General features: G+C 44.5%; 13 protein-coding genes, 2 tRNA genes and 1 rRNA gene. All 16 read right to left on the bottom strand.

Annotation, left to right across the window (positions count from 1 at the left end; genetic code table 11):
* Positions 1 to 230: 230 nt before the first annotated feature.
* A complete protein-coding gene (gene recO / locus ACO4PX_RS02515) occupies positions 231 to 881 on the bottom strand; it encodes a DNA repair protein RecO (protein ID WP_485571252.1) in 651 nt (216 codons plus the stop codon).
* A 127-nt stretch (positions 882 to 1,008) separates the two neighbouring features.
* Positions 1,009 to 1,968, bottom strand: coding sequence for a GTPase Era (era, locus tag ACO4PX_RS02510; RefSeq protein WP_314343746.1), 960 nt, complete (start codon positions 1,966 to 1,968; stop codon positions 1,009 to 1,011).
* Between the two features lie 55 nt (positions 1,969 to 2,023).
* Positions 2,024 to 4,921: an insulinase family protein gene (locus tag ACO4PX_RS02505; protein WP_485571254.1), complete on the bottom strand. Its 2,898-nt coding sequence runs from the start codon at positions 4,919 to 4,921 to the stop codon at positions 2,024 to 2,026.
* Between the two features lie 116 nt (positions 4,922 to 5,037).
* Complete coding sequence (locus ACO4PX_RS02500) at positions 5,038 to 6,027, bottom strand: YdcF family protein (protein ID WP_485571250.1); 990 nt, start codon at positions 6,025 to 6,027, stop codon at positions 5,038 to 5,040.
* 125 nt (positions 6,028 to 6,152) lie between these two features.
* Positions 6,153 to 7,385, bottom strand: coding sequence for a peptidase U32 family protein (locus tag ACO4PX_RS02495; protein WP_485571248.1), 1,233 nt, complete (start codon positions 7,383 to 7,385; stop codon positions 6,153 to 6,155).
* Between the two features lie 84 nt (positions 7,386 to 7,469).
* Complete coding sequence (locus ACO4PX_RS02490; protein ID WP_455016918.1) at positions 7,470 to 8,123, bottom strand: O-methyltransferase; 654 nt, start codon at positions 8,121 to 8,123, stop codon at positions 7,470 to 7,472.
* A gap of 8 nt (positions 8,124 to 8,131) precedes the next feature.
* Entirely contained in the window at positions 8,132 to 8,611 is a 480-nt protein-coding gene (locus tag ACO4PX_RS02485) for a hypothetical protein (RefSeq protein WP_304070710.1), read from the bottom strand.
* 7 nt (positions 8,612 to 8,618) lie between these two features.
* Positions 8,619 to 10,607, bottom strand: a complete 1,989-nt coding sequence (locus ACO4PX_RS02480; protein ID WP_485571246.1) for a ribonuclease J — start codon at positions 10,605 to 10,607, stop codon at positions 8,619 to 8,621.
* Positions 10,608 to 10,735: 128 nt separating this feature from the next.
* The gene (locus tag ACO4PX_RS02475; protein WP_007158032.1) at positions 10,736 to 11,002 is read right to left on the bottom strand and encodes a DUF1292 domain-containing protein; all 267 of its coding nucleotides are present in this window, start codon (positions 11,000 to 11,002) and stop codon (positions 10,736 to 10,738) included.
* A 1-nt stretch (position 11,003) separates the two neighbouring features.
* Positions 11,004 to 11,429, bottom strand: a complete 426-nt coding sequence (ruvX, locus tag ACO4PX_RS02470; protein WP_314670470.1) for a Holliday junction resolvase RuvX — start codon at positions 11,427 to 11,429, stop codon at positions 11,004 to 11,006.
* Between the two features lie 60 nt (positions 11,430 to 11,489).
* The gene (locus tag ACO4PX_RS02465; RefSeq protein WP_007158034.1) at positions 11,490 to 11,756 is read right to left on the bottom strand and encodes an IreB family regulatory phosphoprotein; all 267 of its coding nucleotides are present in this window, start codon (positions 11,754 to 11,756) and stop codon (positions 11,490 to 11,492) included.
* A gap of 212 nt (positions 11,757 to 11,968) precedes the next feature.
* Positions 11,969 to 13,897 (bottom strand): flavocytochrome c, encoded by a 1,929-nt coding sequence (locus ACO4PX_RS02460; RefSeq protein ID WP_485571244.1) that lies wholly within the window; start codon positions 13,895 to 13,897, stop codon positions 11,969 to 11,971.
* 164 nt (positions 13,898 to 14,061) lie between these two features.
* Entirely contained in the window at positions 14,062 to 16,179 is a 2,118-nt protein-coding gene (gene htpG, locus ACO4PX_RS02455) for a molecular chaperone HtpG (protein WP_485571242.1), read from the bottom strand.
* A gap of 316 nt (positions 16,180 to 16,495) precedes the next feature.
* Positions 16,496 to 16,569 (bottom strand) — tRNA-Ile (locus tag ACO4PX_RS02450).
* A 142-nt stretch (positions 16,570 to 16,711) separates the two neighbouring features.
* Positions 16,712 to 16,784 (bottom strand) — tRNA-Thr (locus tag ACO4PX_RS02445).
* Between the two features lie 63 nt (positions 16,785 to 16,847).
* Positions 16,848 to 17,820: ribosomal RNA gene (locus ACO4PX_RS02440) — 23S ribosomal RNA — on the bottom strand; the annotation flags it as partial.

Raw genomic sequence — 17,820 nt, 5'->3', positions numbered from 1 at the left:
ATTATACATCAAGCCTGAGGTCTTTGGAATATCCACAGCCCATCCCCGAGGAAACTTATTTAAATACCCTATAAATAATAGCTTTTTTAAATATAAAATAGGCTTTTTAAATATAAAATGGCTTTTTTAAATATAAAACAAGCCTGAAACTTGAAATATGAATTCCTCAAGTTTCAGACCGTCTTTGCGATATTTCCCGGATTATTTTGTTTTTTGCAGTCCTATAAAAATCAAGCGCCTAGACTTTTTAAGATTCGAAGGCTTTGAAATTGCTTGGGGAAGCTTTCTTTACAAAGATAATCCACATTTTGAGAAAAGGATAGAAGGGTTCCCTCCTCCAAGGTAAAGGTATAGAGTCTTCCCAAGGGTACGGACAGAATATGATGCCAGGCCTCCTGTACCGACTTTCCGGAGGACAATGGCGGCTCCTCCGTGTATTCCCCCTCCAGCATCAGCATTCGAAGCTCAAAAATCCTTCTTACCAATTCATTTTTCAAGCCCTTATGTAAGAGTGCCTTTAGGGAAAGATAAAGAAGCTCCACCATTTGGGGCGCCTCCAGATTTTCCTGTGCCACCAGCTCCGCCAGCTCTAAAAAATAGGCGGCATAGCAGGCCTTTTCCAAATCCTTTGCAATCTCTTCAAAATAGGCATCCACCTCTACAGAACGAAGGGTATACCCTGCCTTTCCTTCCCGTAAATGAAATTTTCCGAAGACAAAACTACGGCTCCCTGCCAAAAGAGGAGAGTTGGGACGTTTTGCCCCACTGGCCCAAACCGTCATTTTCCCCCTCTCCATGGTAAGAAGCTGTAATCGCTTATCAAACTCCCGTAAGCTGTGCTCTGACAGCACCACCCCCCGGAGAACAATTTCCTCTTTCACTGACCCCTTCTACTTTCCTAAAAATACTTTCAACTCTCCTAAAACTAATTTCCTAAAACTGCCTTTCTTAACTAAGCGCATCCTTGAAAACGCAATCTCTCGGATTTTTCTATCCCGAAAATGCCTTTTACTTCTGCTCTCTATAACCGTACTCCCGTAGATAAGCCGGATTTTCTCTCCAATCCTTTCGCACTTTCACAAAGAGCTGTAGATTCACCTTGGCTTCCAAAAGGGATTCCATCTGAATTCTGGCACCAGTACCGATATTTTTCAGCATGGCACCGCCCTTTCCGATAATGATGCCCTTGTGGCTGTCCTTTTCACAGACAATGGTGGCCTTCACATCCCAGATTCCGTTTTTTCTCTCCCGCATACTGTCCATCAGTACCGCAATGCCATGGGGAATTTCCTTATCCAGCTTATATAGGGCCTGCTCCCGAATCAACTCCGCCGCAATTTCCCGTACCGGCTGATCCGTAATGGTTTCCTCATCGTAGTATCGGGGACCATAGGGAAGCAAGTCAAAAAGAATATCCTTTAACTCCTCCAAGCCCTGACTCTTATAGGCGGAAATTCCTACGATTGCGGCAAAGTCCAGCTCCTTTTCATAGTCTTCCTTCTTCTTCAGGAAGGCATCTTCGCCCCCTAAAAGATCCAGCTTGTTTAAAACCAGAATAATCTTTCGCTTGCTATGCTTTAGAAGAGAAAGTATCTGCTCTTCCTTTTCTCCCTTTTGTTCGGTGGCATCCACGATATAAAGAACCAGGTCTCCGTTTCCCAAAGCCTTTTCCGCTACGGATTCCATGTAAACGGATAGCTGATTTTTCGCCTTGTGGATTCCGGGCGTATCATGGAAAACGATTTGTCCCCTCTCCTCATCATACACCGCCATAATTTGATTTCTGGTGGTTTGGGGCTTTTTCGAAGTTATGGCCACCTTCTGACCAATTAAGGCATTGAGAAGAGTGGACTTTCCCGCATTGGGAAGCCCTACAATGGAAACAAAGCCGGATTTCACCGGTCCTTCCTCTATTTTTACTTCTTCGCCTCTTTCCTTGGCAAAAAAATCATCAATTACAGATCCCATCGCTTTACTCCCTTCCCTTTCAGAACAAAAGCCTTATGTTTTTTATCCCCTTCTATTAAATCTCTTCCAGACTTTCAAAAGCAGCCTTTGCCTTTTCCAGCTCGCCCTTATTTCCTATAGCACATAGAGACTTTTCTTGGAAGGCTCTCTTGATATAAGCCGAAAGATTTCGGATATCCTTCTCCTCCACATCCAAAAGCTCATCCCTTTCTCGTTGCAAGTCTTCCTTTGTAAGCTTGGAAAGATAACAGCTCAAGCCCAAAAGGAACTTGGTATAGGCGGACTTTGGCATATCCAGTTCAGAAATAGCTCCGATGACATATTTGTTTAACTCCAATTCCGTAGCCTTGAAGTTTTCCAGATACTCTGCCACCTTACGATATTGTTCCAAGGTTCTCTGCACATGGGGATCCCTATAGGAAACCATAAAGCTTTCTCCGTTTCGGCCAAAACCGCACATAGCCCCATAGGCATTTCCCTGCTCTCGAATATTTTTCCAGAGGAAGTCGTAGGACAAAATCACCTTTAAGACCTTCAGGCTTCCGGTATAGGGGTAAGCCTCCCCTTGGAAGGAGCCTGCGGAAGCTACATAGTTCACCTGGGAAGTGGTACTGAAGGCTTCCCTACGCTCTTTTTCTCCTGCAAATTTTGTTTCTCTCCAATCTTCCTTTTCCGGAAAACGTCTTCCCAAGAAATCTGTAAGCTCTTTCTTTTCCTTCTCGAAAATGCCGATATCTCCCCCTGCTGCAAGGAGCAATCTTTCTCCACTGAAAATTTTCCCGGATAGGGCTGTAAGCTTTTCTCCTAAAGCCTTGGGATTCTTTCGAAAATCCTCTTCCAGCTGTTCTAAGAAATGCAGATAGACAATTCCCTTAATCTGCTCCTGAAAATGAGAGCTTGGGGAGAAGCCGGACATGGCACGAGTCACAGCATAGCTGTGGCCGGAGCCCTCCAGACGCATTCTTTCTCTGGACTTTGCTTCCAGAAGAATCTCGGAAAGGCGCTTTTCCTCCTGATAAACCGTTCTAAACAGCATCTCCTCCAGATACTCTACCGCATTTTTTAATTCTCCCTGTAAAAGCTTGAAGTCCAGAGCCAAGACGCCGGTGTACCGATCCTTCTCCACAAAATCCGGATAGGCTGTTAAATCCACGCTAAAGCCCCCGGTATGAAGATAAATTTCAGAATTAAAATCCTGAAAACGGTAATTTTCCGTGTCCATATAGGCAAGACAGGTTCTTAAGAAGGAAAGGTAGGACAGTTCCTCCTCACTAAGGCCGTCAGTGTGGAATTGCAGGCGAAGGTACAGAACCCCCTTAGAATCTCCGGGCACCAAAATCATTTTTCTGCCACTAAGACTTTCCTCCTGATAGGGGTAGGACTCCGCTTCCCTCTTGATATCCTTTCTGGAGAGTACCGGCAGAGTCTTTAAAGCTTCCTCTGTATTTCCTGTCTGCTGGTATAAAGTAAGCTCCTCTTTTACTTTTTTGATCTGTTCTTTTTCTTCCGGAGAAAATGCCTGCCATCTGGCCTGAAGCTCCTCTGAAAGCTTCTTTTCCTTCTGCTCTGTCATCCCCCTCTTAGGTAATAAACGGAGGAGGGAAGAATGGGGATTGTTCAGGAAATTTTCCTTTAAGAGCTTTTCAAAATAGCCCTTTTCCACCTCTTCCATCAGCTCCTTATAAAGAGCCTCCGCTTCCAGATAAAGCCAGGGCTTTCCTCCGTAGAGCCAGGAATCCAAAGCGCTTAAGCTGTAAACCAATCCCTTAGGGGTACTGCCGTAATCCGCCTCCTTGTACTGGAAGGCATCATGGTGAATGGCCGCCAAGATGGTCTTATGGTCTAAACCATTTTCCGCGGCATCCAAAAAGCAATCCTGAATCAGCTGTAGAAACTCTCCTGCTCTCTCTTCGGAAACATTCTTACTGATAACGGAAAAATAGTGTTGTAAAATGCCGTCGGAATAGCCTCCGAAAACATCCTCTCCCAAGCCTGCTTCCAGAAGCTTTTGCTTTAAAACCGCTCCGGGGCCGGAAAGCAGGGCATGATCCAGATAAGAAAATGCCATAGACTTCTTCGCATCCTGTCCTGCATCCAAAACAAAGTTGTAGGAAAGATAAGCTTTATTTTCGCTGCTATCCTTCTCGGAAATAGGATAATACTGGCTTTCTTTTACCATTTTCCCAAAAGGCTGCTGCCGCAAAATTTCAGACTTGGGAGAAATTCGTTCAAAGTCCTGAAGATATGCCTCATCCATCCAATTTAATTTCTCCTCCATATTCATATCTCCATAAAGGATAATGAAGGAATTGGAAGGATGATAAAAACGCTGATGGAAGGCCTTAAAGGCATCATAAGTTAATTTCGGAATGTCCTCCGGATCTCCTCCAGACTCATTACCGTAGGTGGTATTCGGGAAAAGAGAATGGAAGGTATAGCGTTCCAGCACGGACTCCGGGTCGGAAAATGCTCCCCGCATCTCGTTATAAACTACGCCGCTATAACACAGCTTTCCCTCTTTGTCCAAGGTATAGTGCCAGCCCTCCTGCAAAAAGGTCCGGTAGTTTTCCAAACAGTTTGGATGAAAAACCGCATCCAAATATACATCCATCAGATTTTGGAAGTCCTTGTCATTCTGGGAGGCCACCGGATAAACAGTTTTGTCCGGATAGGTCATGGCATTTAAAAAGGTCTTTAAGGAGCCCTTCACCAGCTCCACAAAGGGATCCTTTAAGGGGAACTTCTTGGAACCGCAAAGCACGGAATGCTCTGTAATATGAGCCACTCCGGTGGAATCCTCCGCAGGGGTTCGAAAGGCAATACTAAAGACCTTGTTATCATCCTTATTCTCCAAGCATAAAACCTTGGCGCCGGTCTTCTTATGCTCATAGACTCGTGCCATGGTTTCCAGCTCTTTAATCTCTTTTTCTTCTATAAACTCATATGCCTTCATCAAAATATCTATTCCTTTCTAAACTACCGAATTTTTCCCTGATCTGTCTATAGCTTACAGTAAAGCCTGTCTACAGTTTTTGGAAAAGCCTGTTTACAGCTTATGGCAGAGCCTCTCTACAGCTTATGGCAAAGCCTTTCTCCGAAGAGGAACAGGGCCTCCCGAAAGTAAAGATGCGGCCTTAGCACTGGGTCCTCAACCGAGGGAAATCCTACAATACTGACTTTCTGTGAGGCTCCCACTTTCCCTTCCTCTCTCTGCTTTTGTAAGGCTTGCTCCGCAAAATGACAGGCTCTGTAAATCAGATACTGAGAACCCACAATGCCGATTCTGATTTCTTTATCACTTGAATTGTCCTTACTCTCCGGCTCTTCGGATGTCTCTGTATGATTCTCTTCCGCCGAATCAAAAATCTCATCCGAATCCAAGTCCTCTTCATAGTCCACAACTTGATTTTCCTGGGCCGCCAGTCTTTTCCGGACTGCTTCCCGATGCTTTTGACGAAGATCCTCTTGTATCTCGGAGCCTTCCTGATTCTGCTCCCCTTGGAAAATGCTTTCTATTCCGTAGGAAAGCTTTTGCTCCGTAGTTTTCGAGTAAAACTCCATCAGCATAGCATCGGCGGGAATCTCCATCTTCAGCATACTTTGGTACATCACGCTGGCTTCCGCACTGGCACTGTTCCTTCCCTTACCGCCGGAAAGCACAATGGTTGCCGAAGGATTCTCCTGATAGCATAAATCCGCTCTTTCCAGGCGATTTTGAAGGAGTGGCGTAATCTTATTGTTTTCCAATTCGGAACCCACCACCAAAATATAAGAAAGGGGATCCTTCCACTGCCCGTAGTGATATTGGCTTAAATAACCGATAAGATAACTGAAAAGCAGGAAAAAAATGCAGTAACTGCTTAAGCAAAAAATTCTAAAGCGAAAAAACAAGGGATTTTTTCGTAAACGCTCCGGTGCCTTATAGACAAAGGCCATCAGGAGATGAATAGCTCCCAAAAGAAGCCAAATCCAAAGAAAGGAAAGATAGGAAGCGGTGGTCCATAAAAAGCCAAAGTAAAGAAAACATCCTAATGCTAATATTAAAAATACAATTCCCATATCTTCTCCTTTCCCGGTTTTCTCCTGAAAATTCTTTCTCCTTTAGAAGACTTTTCTCCTTAATAGACTGTTCTCTTTAATAGACTATTCTCTTTAATGGAGTTTTTCCTCTAATAGATTTTTTTCTATTTGTCTTCGATTCTTCTTAATACATCCTGGGCTTCCGGAAGTATGGAAAAACGAATCTTCAAGTTCTGCTTGGAATGGGGGCAGGATTCCAATGCTTCTCCGGTATCCGCATCCTCCATGGAAAGAACCTCCGTATCCAAGTTATCCCCGTTAGGCTTCATAATGGAAATGCTTTCCCCTACAGAAAACTTATTTTTCTGCTGCAGGAAGGCAAACTCTCCCTCCACCTTCTCCACTGTTCCCAGATAAATAGCTCCTGCACTATAGCTGTTATTGCCATAAATCTGATCCTCTTCATCCGGTCTGCCATAGTAGAAGCCGGTACTATAGTCTCTAAAGGTACATTTCCGGATTTCTTCCTCATAAATCGGAAGCTTATCCTCATACTTCTTCGGATCCTCCAGATAATCCTGAATAGCCACCTTATAGGTTCTAGCCACGGTAGCCACATATAGCTCCGTCTTCATTCGCCCTTCAATCTTTAAAGAATCCACTCCCGCCTCAATCAGGTCGGGAATATGACTAATCATATTCAGATCTTTGGAATTGAAAATGTAGGTTCCCCTATCATTTTCAAACACCGGATAATACTCTCCGGGACGCTTTTCTTCCATCAAAGAATACTTCCAGCGACAGGGATGGGTACAGGCTCCCTGGTTAGCATCCCTTCCGGTGAAAAAGCTGGAAAGCAGGCAACGACCGGAATAGGACATACACATTGCCCCATGCACAAAGGCCTCGATTTCCATATCCTCCGGGATATGGTCTCTGATTTCCTTAATCTCTGCCAAGCTTAGCTCTCTCGCACAAACCACTCTCTTTACGCCCAGCTGATGCCAGAAACGGAAGGTTTCATAATTGGTATTATTGGCCTGGGTGGAAATATGAATCTCCACTCCCGGCATCATTTCCTTCGCCAGAAGGAAGGCTCCCGGATCCGCAATCAATACCGCGTCCATCCCTACTTCCTTCAATTCGGAAAAATACTCCCGCATAGGCAGTAAATCCGCATTATGGGCCAAAATATTGGCGGTGACATAGACCTTTACCCCTCTTTCATGGGCATAGTCCACCGCTTCCTTCATCTTTTCCAAACTGAAGTTCTTGGCATTTGCCCGGAGGGAAAATGCCTCTCCTCCCATATAGATGGCATCCGCCCCGTAATGAATGGCGGTTTTCAAGCCCTCCATAGATCCTGCCGGAATTAATAACTCCACTTTTCTCTTCATAATCCTACTTTCTACTCTATGTACTGATGAACTCATTGTATTTATGAATTTTTTGTACTGATGAATACTTTCTACTGATGAGCTCTATGCTTTCTTGATAGACAGACTTACTCCGTCTCCAATAGGTAAAATGGAGGTCTCCAGACTTTCCTCCCTTTGCAGAAGCCTCAGGAACTCCCGCATCCGCTTGTGAATCGTTCTCTGTCTTCTATCCAAATAAAAGCGACTCTCCAACAATAATTCTCCCTGGAGAATATTGTCACAAAAGAGTATACCACCGGGAGACAAGAGTTTCAAAATGGAAGGAAGCCAAAGAGGATATTGAGCCTTGGCTGCATCCAAAAACACAAAGGAAAACTGCTCTTTCTTTTCCAGAAGCTCCTCCAAAATCCCGCTGCCGTCTCCTTCCAGCAGGGTGATTTTATTCTGATAGGGACTTGCCGCAAAGTTCTTTTTCGCCTTTTCGATTCTAGGCGGAAAATTCTCCACCGTTACAATCTCCCCTTCTCCCTCTAAAGCATCCATCATAACCAGAGCGGAATAGCCTACAGCAGTTCCCAGTTCCAAAATTTTAGGCTTGTTTTTCGTTTTCAAACAAACACGAAGAAGCGCTGCGGTTTCCTCCCGTAAAATGGGGACGGCCTCCGATAGCGCTTCCTTGCGAATCTCCTCCAGGAAAGTGGTTCTTTCCGGGAGGAAGGATTGTATAAATTGGCTGATTCTGTCTTTTTTATCCAAAGTACTTCCTATTCATTTTCATTTCCGCCACCGATTTCCTGATCCTCTCGGCTTTCTTCGGTGCTCTGGTCTTCCGTCTCAGTAACTAAGTTTTTATCACTTAATTCCTGATTCTTCTTTCCCTCCTCTGTAATACTGTCCAGCATTTCCACCTGGGTCATGGCTGTACTCAGAGTATATTTTCCCGGAAGCAACTTACTGTGGTATAGCTTGGCTTTCAGGACAAAGGCCTGGGCATTTTGAATCAAACCCAAAGACTTGGCGTTTTCTCCCACTTCCTTCCAGGACTCCCCCTCCTGAATATCCAGGGTGATTTCCCTTCCCGGTGAGGCTTCCATGGCATGGTCATACATAAGACCATGGCCATAACGATAGGCAACTTGTACCCCCTGCAAAATCAAAAATAAAAGAAATACGAGAAAAAGAAAGCGTACAGATACACTCATCAAGATTTGGGTAAATGCCCTTAAGAAGCTTCTTTTCTCCATTTTCCGTTTATACCTCCATAATTACCGGTAAAATCACAGGATTTCTCTTAATCTTCTTCCAAAGGAAGTCGGACAATCCGTCCTTAATCTGTGTCTTAATCTTGCCCCAGTCGCTGACATGGGTGCAAAGGCAGTCATCCACCACATCCTGCACCGCCACTCTGGCTTCTTCCATTAAATCCTCAGACTCCCGCACGTAGACAAAGCCTCGTGAAATCAAGTCCGGTCCGGCCATCAGATGTCCGGAATATTTTTCCAGAGTAAGAACCACTACAATGATTCCGTTCTGTGCCAGATTCTGACGATCTCTCAGCACGATATTTCCTACATCTCCGATGCCCAATCCGTCCACATAAACGCCGCCGGCCTGCACCTTTTCCTTAATGCTGTAACTGATCTCTTCTCCGTTTGCCGTAAACTCCAGTACATCACCGTTGTCCAGCATCAGGCACTTATCCTTATCCACACCGACAGATTCCGCCAGCATTGCGGCAGATCTTCTATGATGGAACTCTCCGTGGAAGGGCACAGCATACTTGGGCTTTACAAGGGAGTACAAAAGCTTCAAATCCTCTGCGCAAGCATGACCGGAAACGTGGGTATCCTGCATAATCACCTTGGCATGGAGCTTACACAGCTCATTAACAACCCGGTCTACCGCCCGCTCATTCCCGGGGATTGGATGAGAAGACATAACCACCACATCATTGGGGCCAATGCTGACCTTCCTATGCATACCGCTGGCCATACGGGAAAGAGCCGCCATAGACTCTCCCTGAGAACCGGTGGTAATCAGAACCGTCTGCTCATCCGGATAATCCTTTAAGTTTTCAATGTCAATGAGGGTACCTTCCGGGATATGGATATATTCCAGCTCTGAAGCTACGGAGATAACATTCACCATGGAACGTCCCTCCACTACAACCTTTCTCTTATACTTTGCGGCAGTGTCGATAATCTGCTGCACACGATCCACATTGGAGGCAAAGGTTGCCACAATAATTCTGCTATTCTGATGCTCTGCAAAAATCAAATCAAAGGTTCTTCCCACTGTCTTTTCAGACATGGTGAATCCGGGCTTTTGAGAGTTGGTGGAATCGGAAAGCATAGCCAGAACGCCGTTCTTTCCCAGTTCTGCAAAGCGCTGTAAATCTATCTGATCCCCAAAAACAGGTGTGTAATCCACTTTAAAGTCTCCGGTATGGATAATCACACCGGCAGGAGTGGTAATCGCCAAGGCAGCCGCATCCTGAATAGAGTGGTTGGTCTTTACGAATTCCACCTTTAAATCTCCGAAGTTCACGGTTTGACCGAACTTCATGGTCTTCATCTTCACCAGCTTATCCAAGCCGTTTTCCACAAGCTTTCTCTGAATCAAAGCCAGAGTGAGCTTTGTGGCATAAATCGGCACATTAATCTGCTGTAATACATAGGGTAATGCTCCGATATGGTCCTCATGGCCATGGGTAATCACAAATCCCTTCATCTTATGAATCTTGGACTTGATGTAGCTGATATCCGGAATAACCAAATCAATTCCCAACATATCATCTGTAGGGAAGGCCAATCCGCAGTCCACAATAATCATGGTATCCTCTGTCTCAATGGCAGTGATGTTCATACCGATTTGATCCAGTCCCCCCAAGGGAATTACTTTCACAGAGCCCTGAAAACTGTGCTTGGGCTTTCTTCCCTTTGCCTTACTTTCCGATACCTCCATGGTTCCGGTAAGCAATGGGAAATGCTCCGGACTGTAAACCGGTTTATCCTCCTCCCTGCCTCTGGGTCTTAAGGGATTTTTTCTTGGGGTTGGCACGTTCATCATCCTGCTTTCCTGCTTTGCCGTTGCTCTGGCATTGGCTGTTCTGTAATTTCTCTTTCCATCGGTACTTTTGGATTTTCCAATCTGACTCTTATGAACGTTTACGATGCGATGAGCCCCTTCTACCTTCTTCTTTTCACTGTTGTTGCTGTTTCCGTTATTTCCTTCTTTCATTCTATTCCTTTCTTAGTCTATATTCATTTGTATTTATGTTTGTTTCTTTAAATTCGTGTTTTAATATTTTCTTGCCCCTACTCTCTCGGGCTTTTCTTAGCTTAATGAGAACTTTTCCAAGTCCGACTCTATCTCTCTATGGTAATATCTTCTCCGGAAAGTAACTCTGCGAAAATATCCATAATGCGTTCCGCCTCTTCTCCCTCCGCAAAGCTGAAGTCCGCTTCTTCGTCCTCAGGTGCGGATGTGTCCTTCATCACATAGCAAACGCCGTCTTCCCCTTCTTTAGCATCGGTAACCAAAATATAGGTCACTCCCTGTACCACAGTTTCCTCCAAAATCTCCAACTCTAAATCATCTTCTTCTGAACGTAAACGAATTCTTCCGCCTTCCATTTTACCCTTCCTCTCTGTTTCGAAGGTAATCCTCTAAAATTACCTGAGCAGCTACCTGGTCTAAAACTTCCTTTTGTCTATCCTTGGGAACTCCGTTTTCCCGCAAAATTTCTTCCGCTTCCATGGTGCTGAGCCTTTCATCATACAAATGTATGGGAAGCTCTATTTTTTTCTGCAGCATTTCCTGAAAGGCCAGAACCCTTTCTACCCTTTCTCCCTCACTGCCATCCATGTGGCAGGGATAACCCAGAACCAATTCTTCTACCTGATACTCCTTACAGGTCTCCAGAATTTCTTCTACGGTCTTTCGTAATTTTCCTTCTCTTTCCCGCCAAATGGTTTTAAGAGGCTGAACAATGAGACCCAAAGGATCAGTGATGGCGAGCCCCACTGTTTTGGATCCGTAATCTAATGCCAAAATCCGCATACTACTCCTACTAAAACTGAAGAAAAGGTCTCTCCGGAACTCCAGACAGACCAAAAAAGCTTATGACTTTTTTAATTTACTCTCTACATAATTCCGCATCAACTCTTCCAGGAGTTCATCCCGCTCTACCTTATTAATCAGGCTTCTGGCCCCCTTATAGCTGGTAATATAGGTCGGATCTCCGGACATAATGTAGCCCACTATCTGGTTAATAGGGTTATATCCCTTCTCTGTCAACGCTGTATAAACTTCCTTTAATACCTCTGATGCCGCCAAACTATTCTGCACCGGTTTAATAATCTGGGTATGGTTCATTTCATTATTCATAAAAACACGTCCCTCTCAAAACTTGCCTTATTCTATCTCATTTTTATCGATTTCGCAAGTCCGCTTTCCTTACTTTCTTTTTACAGTCCCCATGATTTCCTACACAATATGACGACAAAAAAAGGCCAAAGAATAAGTTCTTTAGCCTCTTTTTCCTACTCCCGCTTCGATGTCTTTTTCGAAAAGTCTCGATGATTTAGGGAAATTTTCTATTAACCCTGAAATTTTGCTGCAGATTCTCCTGCAATTTTTCCAAAGACGGTAAAGTCTGCAACGGCATTTCCTCCTAAACGGTTAGCCCCGTGTACGCCTCCGGTAACTTCTCCTGCCGCAAAAAGTCCCGGAATTGCATTGCCGTTCTTATCCAAAACCTCGGTGACTTCATTAATGCGAAGTCCTCCCATGGTGTGATGTACGCCGGGAGTTACCTTAATGGCATAGAAAGGTGCTGTATCCAAGGGTTCCGCAAAGCTGGTTCTTCCAAATGCGGTATCCTCTTTCTTTGCTACACTTTCATTCCATTCCGTCAATGTCTTTTCAAAGACATCCTCGGGAACACCCATTGCCTTAGCCAGACTCTTGGCATCTTCTCCTGTTACGGTATAACCGGATTTAATATAGCCCTGAATGACTGCGGATTTCTCTACCATCTTGTTATCAAGCACAAGGTATACCTGAGAATTGGTCTGCTCAATCTCCGCCTTGGATACCGCATCTCTGGTTCCCACTTCATCGGTAAAACGAAGACCTTCCTGGTTCACTAAAATAGCACCGTCTCCTCGTAAGCCCTCAGTGATAAGATGTGCATCATTTGTGGTCACTGTGGGGTGAATCTGAATCTGATCCATATCTACAGTGTCCGCTCCCAAGGCTTCCGCCATGGTAATTCCCTGTCCCAGGGCACCGGCTGCATTGGTGGACATGTAGCCCTTTAAGCTTGGCTGGTACTTTTCCACCATCTCCTTATTGGCTGCAAAACCGCCGGTAGCCACAATAACCACAGGAGCCTTAACCTCTACGGAATTGCCGGAGCTGCCCTTGGCCTTTACGCCGGAGATTTTTCCATCCTCGGACTTGGTAATTTCTTCCGCGGTTACGGAAGTCAGTAGGGTAATCTTATCCCGTTTTTTCAGATTCTCCTCTAAAATAGGAATCATGTAAGAACCTACCGCAATAACCTTACCGTTCTCATCCACAGGACGATGAATTCTCTTTACGGAAGCTCCTCCGAAGGAACCTACATTGTGAATGGTCATTCCTAATTTTTCCAGATAATCAATAGCCGGACCGGATTGTTCAGCCAATACCTTGACTAAAGTAGGATTGTTCTTGCCCTTTCCTCCTACCATGGTATCCAGTTCCATCAGCTCTACGGAATCAAAATATCCTTCCGGATTTGCCTGATAAGCGGCATATTGTTCCTTTACCTTTGCTGCTAAGGCGGTAATGGTTTCATTGTCACTGTACTTTTCCGCAGCTGTCGCCAGGGTTTTCTCTACGCCCGCTCCTTCTTCAAAGCTATTCTCGTTCTGCCACTTGGTCGCAGCCGCATTCATACCTCCTGTTGCACGGATAGAGTTTCCTCCCACCATGGCCTGGCTTTCCAAAATCACAACGGATTTTCCCAAATCCGCTGCGGTAATAGCGGAAATCATTCCTGCTCCGCCGGCACCGATGACTACCACGTCCGCCTCAAGATTCTGGTCTTTCGCAGGTTCTGCATTACTGCTTCCGCCACTGGGAGTGCTAAACTTATCTGTAGAGAAGCCCATTTCCTTAATCGCCTGCTCTACACCGGTACGGAGAGCCGTGCTGGATACGGTTGCCCCGGCAATACCGTCCACGTTAAAGCTTTGCTGTTCCACCATCAAAGCCGGAAGAGCTTCCACTGCTTTACTTCCGATACCCTGGGTTTCAGAATTGCTTAAGACATTTACCCCATAGAGTTTATCCGCATCTGCGGTAACCTCCAATATCATGTCTCCTCCGAAACCGGCTACAGTAACCTTCTGTGTCTTTGCCGTATCCGGAGCGTCCACCTTTCTCGCCTGTTCTGTATTCCAAGAACGAATCCCTAAAATCACAGCACAGAGAATACCGGCGAGAATCACCAAGTAAGATAAAAATTTCTCGTTCTTCATGCTACTCCTCTACTCCTAAAAAACTCTACTCCTGCATCGTTATATTTATAACATAAATCTTCTTATTTTGACTATTAGCAAAAACTCGCGGAAAAATAAGTATTTTCCGCGAGTTTCTATCATTTTTTACAAATTTACAATGCGTGGGCAAAGATATACTTCTTTTACGCCTTTTTCTCCTCTACAAACTGTAAAAGAAGCTTTTCGGAGCGATCTACGAATTGCTTCATCTCTTCTCCGTTCAGGCTGGCATTTTGAATACGGGCAAGGTCATAAATCTGCTCTTCAAGAAGCTTTCCTTCCTCTGTTTCCAAAAGAGCCTCATGCTTCAAAAGATAATCCACTAAAGGATGCTTTTCATTTAACACCAAACTCTCCTCCAAAGGAAGTTCTCCCATGGGCATACCGGAGATAGCATACATTTTCATCATCTCCTTCATTCTTCTGGATTCCTCGGAAATGGATAGCAGCGCAGCCGGTGTATTTGACAACAGCCTTTCCAGTTTAATCTTCAGCTTATCCTTTGCAAGATTCTTTTGGAAACTCTTTTCCAATTTTTCTGAAAGGCTTTGAAGATTTTTCTGTTCCTCCTCGGAAAGCTTCTCCTGCATAGCCTCCTGGAAGTCCGCATCGATTCTTTGGAAACGAAGCCCTTCATTTTTCGCTTCTAATTCAGTAATAAAGGCAGAATCGATTCTTTCCGTGAGGTAAACCGCTTCCTTCTTATGCTCTTTAAAGATGCGAATATACTGGCTCTGGGCTAAGGCATCGGAAACATAGTAAACTCTTTGGACCTTTTCCTCCTGCTTTTCCCCATCGCCGGACTGCTCCGCGGTACCGCTTTCATTTGTATTTTCATCGGAAGCCTGCTTCTCCTTCTGCTGACTCTCTTCAGAACTCTTATCTCCGGTATTTTCGGAAACAATCTCTGAACCGTCCTTCTTCTCCTTAAGCTCCGGTAAAGTGAGATACTTATCCTCTAAATCCTTAAACAGGATATAGTCCTTCATTTTCTCCGCAAACTTCTCATCTCTAAGAATACCGTACTTGATAAAGGGAGAAATGTCGTCCCAATACTTCTCATAATTCTCACGATCCGTCTTACATAAACCGGAAAGCTTCTCTGCCACCTTTTTGGTAATGTAATCGGAAATCTTCTTGACAAAACCGTCATTCTGCAGCTGAGAACGAGAAACATTCAAAGGAAGATCCGGACAGTCAATCACACCCTTTAAAAGAAGCAGATATTCGGGAATGACCTCTTTAATGTTATCCGCAATAAAGACCTGATTGTTATAAAGCTTGATAGTTCCCTCTATGGATTCATACTCCGAATTAATCTTCGGAAAATACAGAATTCCCTTCAAATGATAAGGATAATCCATATTCAAATGAATCCAGAACAAAGGCTCCTTATAGTCATGGAAAGTCTTACGATAAAAGTCCAGATACTGCTCTTTTGTCACAGACGAAGGAGACTCTCCCCAAAGCGGATGGATTTCATTCAGGAGTACGGGGCGCTTTTCAATCTTCAGCCTTGCCTCCGTTTTTTTCTCCTCGCCCTTCTCGTCCTTTTCTACCTTCTCCGGAATCTCTTCCAAAACAACATCTCCGGGAAGCTTTTCAGAGGCCAAAATTTCCTGACTGTCCTTAGGAAGCTTCTCCAGATAAATTTCAACCGGCATAAAAGAACAATACTTTTCAATAATGGAACGCATTTCCCATTCATTGGCATACTTTAAGCAGTCATTGTTCAAATGAAGGGTAATCTCCGTACCGTGAGAAGACTTACTGCCTTCCGTCATGCTGTAATCCGTTCCGTCATCACAGGACCAATGCACCGGCTTTGCGTCCTTTTTATAAGAAAGGGTTTCAATTTCTACCCGATCGGCAACCATGAAAGCAGAGTAAAATCCAAGACCGAAATGGCCGATAATCTGATCACTGTTGGCTTTATCTTTATATTTTTCAATAAAATCCGCTGCACCGGAAAAGGCTATCTGCGTAATATACTTTTCTACTTCTTCCTCCGTCATACCGATACCGTTATCTTTAAAGCAAATGGTTTTTGCATCCGGATTCACAATAACGCTTACCCGGCCTTTATAGTCTGCCGGCTTCTCCCATTCAGAAATTAAGGCAAGCTTTTCCAGTTTGGTTACCGCATCGGTAGCATTGGAAATCTGCTCACGTACAAAAATGTCCTGATCGCTGTACATCCATTTCTTAATAATGGGGAAAATATTCTCACTATGAATTGATAAAGATCCTTTTTTTTCCATAAAATACCTCTTTTCTACTATATAAAATTTGATAGCTTAAACCCTATCTCTCCTATAGCTCCTATAGCTCCTATAGCTCCTATGGAGCACCAAACAGGAAAAGTATAACACAATTATTAGCACTCATCAAGTATAAGTGCTAATAATTCAATTACTTCATTTTTTTGCTAATGTATTCTCTTCATAGTTTTTAGAATTGTATTCTTTATCTATTTAAGGACTATAAAAATAATCACAATGTGCGCTACAAAATAAACCGAGTTAATAAGATTAACCGGATAAATAAAAAAAGAACAATGCATCACATTGTTCTTCATGGAACCGCAGGGACTCGAACCCTGGACCGATCGGTTATGAGCCGAGTGCTCTAACCAACTGAGCTACGGTTCCGTAAATGATTATATGAAAATCTATCCTTTTTAGCAAGTTGTTAAGAAATCTATAAACAGAAAAAATACATACCTGCTAAATGAAATACAAACTGTGTATGTATCTTATAAGATAGAAAAAGCCTAAGCTACGCTTAGGCTTAAGCCGATATTCGGACTCGAACCGAAGACCTACTGATTACAAATCAGTTGCTCTACCAACTGAGCTATATCGGCATACCTGTAAACCACATATCTCTTGATTATTCCAGACTAGACTTTAGACAAAAACCAGACGCATTGGATAAGCCCTCGACCTATTAGTAACTGTCAGCTGAATGTATTGCTACACTTACACCTCAGTCCTATCTACCTCGTTCTCTTCAAGGGGTCTTACTCTTAACGATGGGATATCTCATCTTGAGGTTGGCTTCACGCTTAGATGCCTTCAGCGTTTATCCATTCCCAACTTGCCTACCCTGCTATGGGATTGATTCCCAACAGGTACAGCAGAGGTCAGTCCATCCCGGTCCTCTCGTACTAAGGACAGATCCTCTCAAATATCCTACGCCCGCGCCGGATAGGGACCGAACTGTCTCACGACGTTCTGAACCCAGCTCGCGTACCGCTTTAATGGGCGAACAGCCCAACCCTTGGGACCGACTTCAGCCCCAGGATGCGATGAGCCGACATCGAGGTGCCAAACCTCCCCGTCGATGTGAACTCTTGGGGGAGATCAGCCTGTTATCCCCAGGGTAGCTTTTATCCGTTGAGCGATGGCAATCCCACTTTCATACCACCGGATCACTAAGTCCGTATTTCTACTCTGCTCGGACCGTCGCCCTCGCAGTCAAGCTCCCTTATGCCTTTACACTCTTTGGATGGTTTCCAACCATCCTGAGGGAACCTTTGAGCGCCTCCGATACACTTTCGGAGGCGACCGCCCCAGTCAAACTCCCCACCTGACATTGTCCCTTGACCGGCTTACGGCCTAAGGTTAGAAATCCAATAACATAAGGGTGGTATCCCAACAGCGACTCTGATAATACCGAAGTACTATCTTCTCAGTCTCCCACCTATCCTGTGCATACATTACCGAATCCCAGTATCAAGCTGGAGTAAAGCTCCATGGGGTCTTTCCGTCCTGGCGCGGGTAACCAGCATCTTCACTGGTACTTCAATTTCACCGGGTGCATTGTTGAGACAGCGCTCAAATCATTACGCCTTTCGTGCGGGTCGGAACTTACCCGACAAGGAATTTCGCTACCTTAGG

The organism is Oribacterium sp. (genome assembly GCF_057249185.1).
Note: the sequence above shows the minus strand (reverse complement) of the source record. Positions and strands in the feature narration are given on the sequence as shown.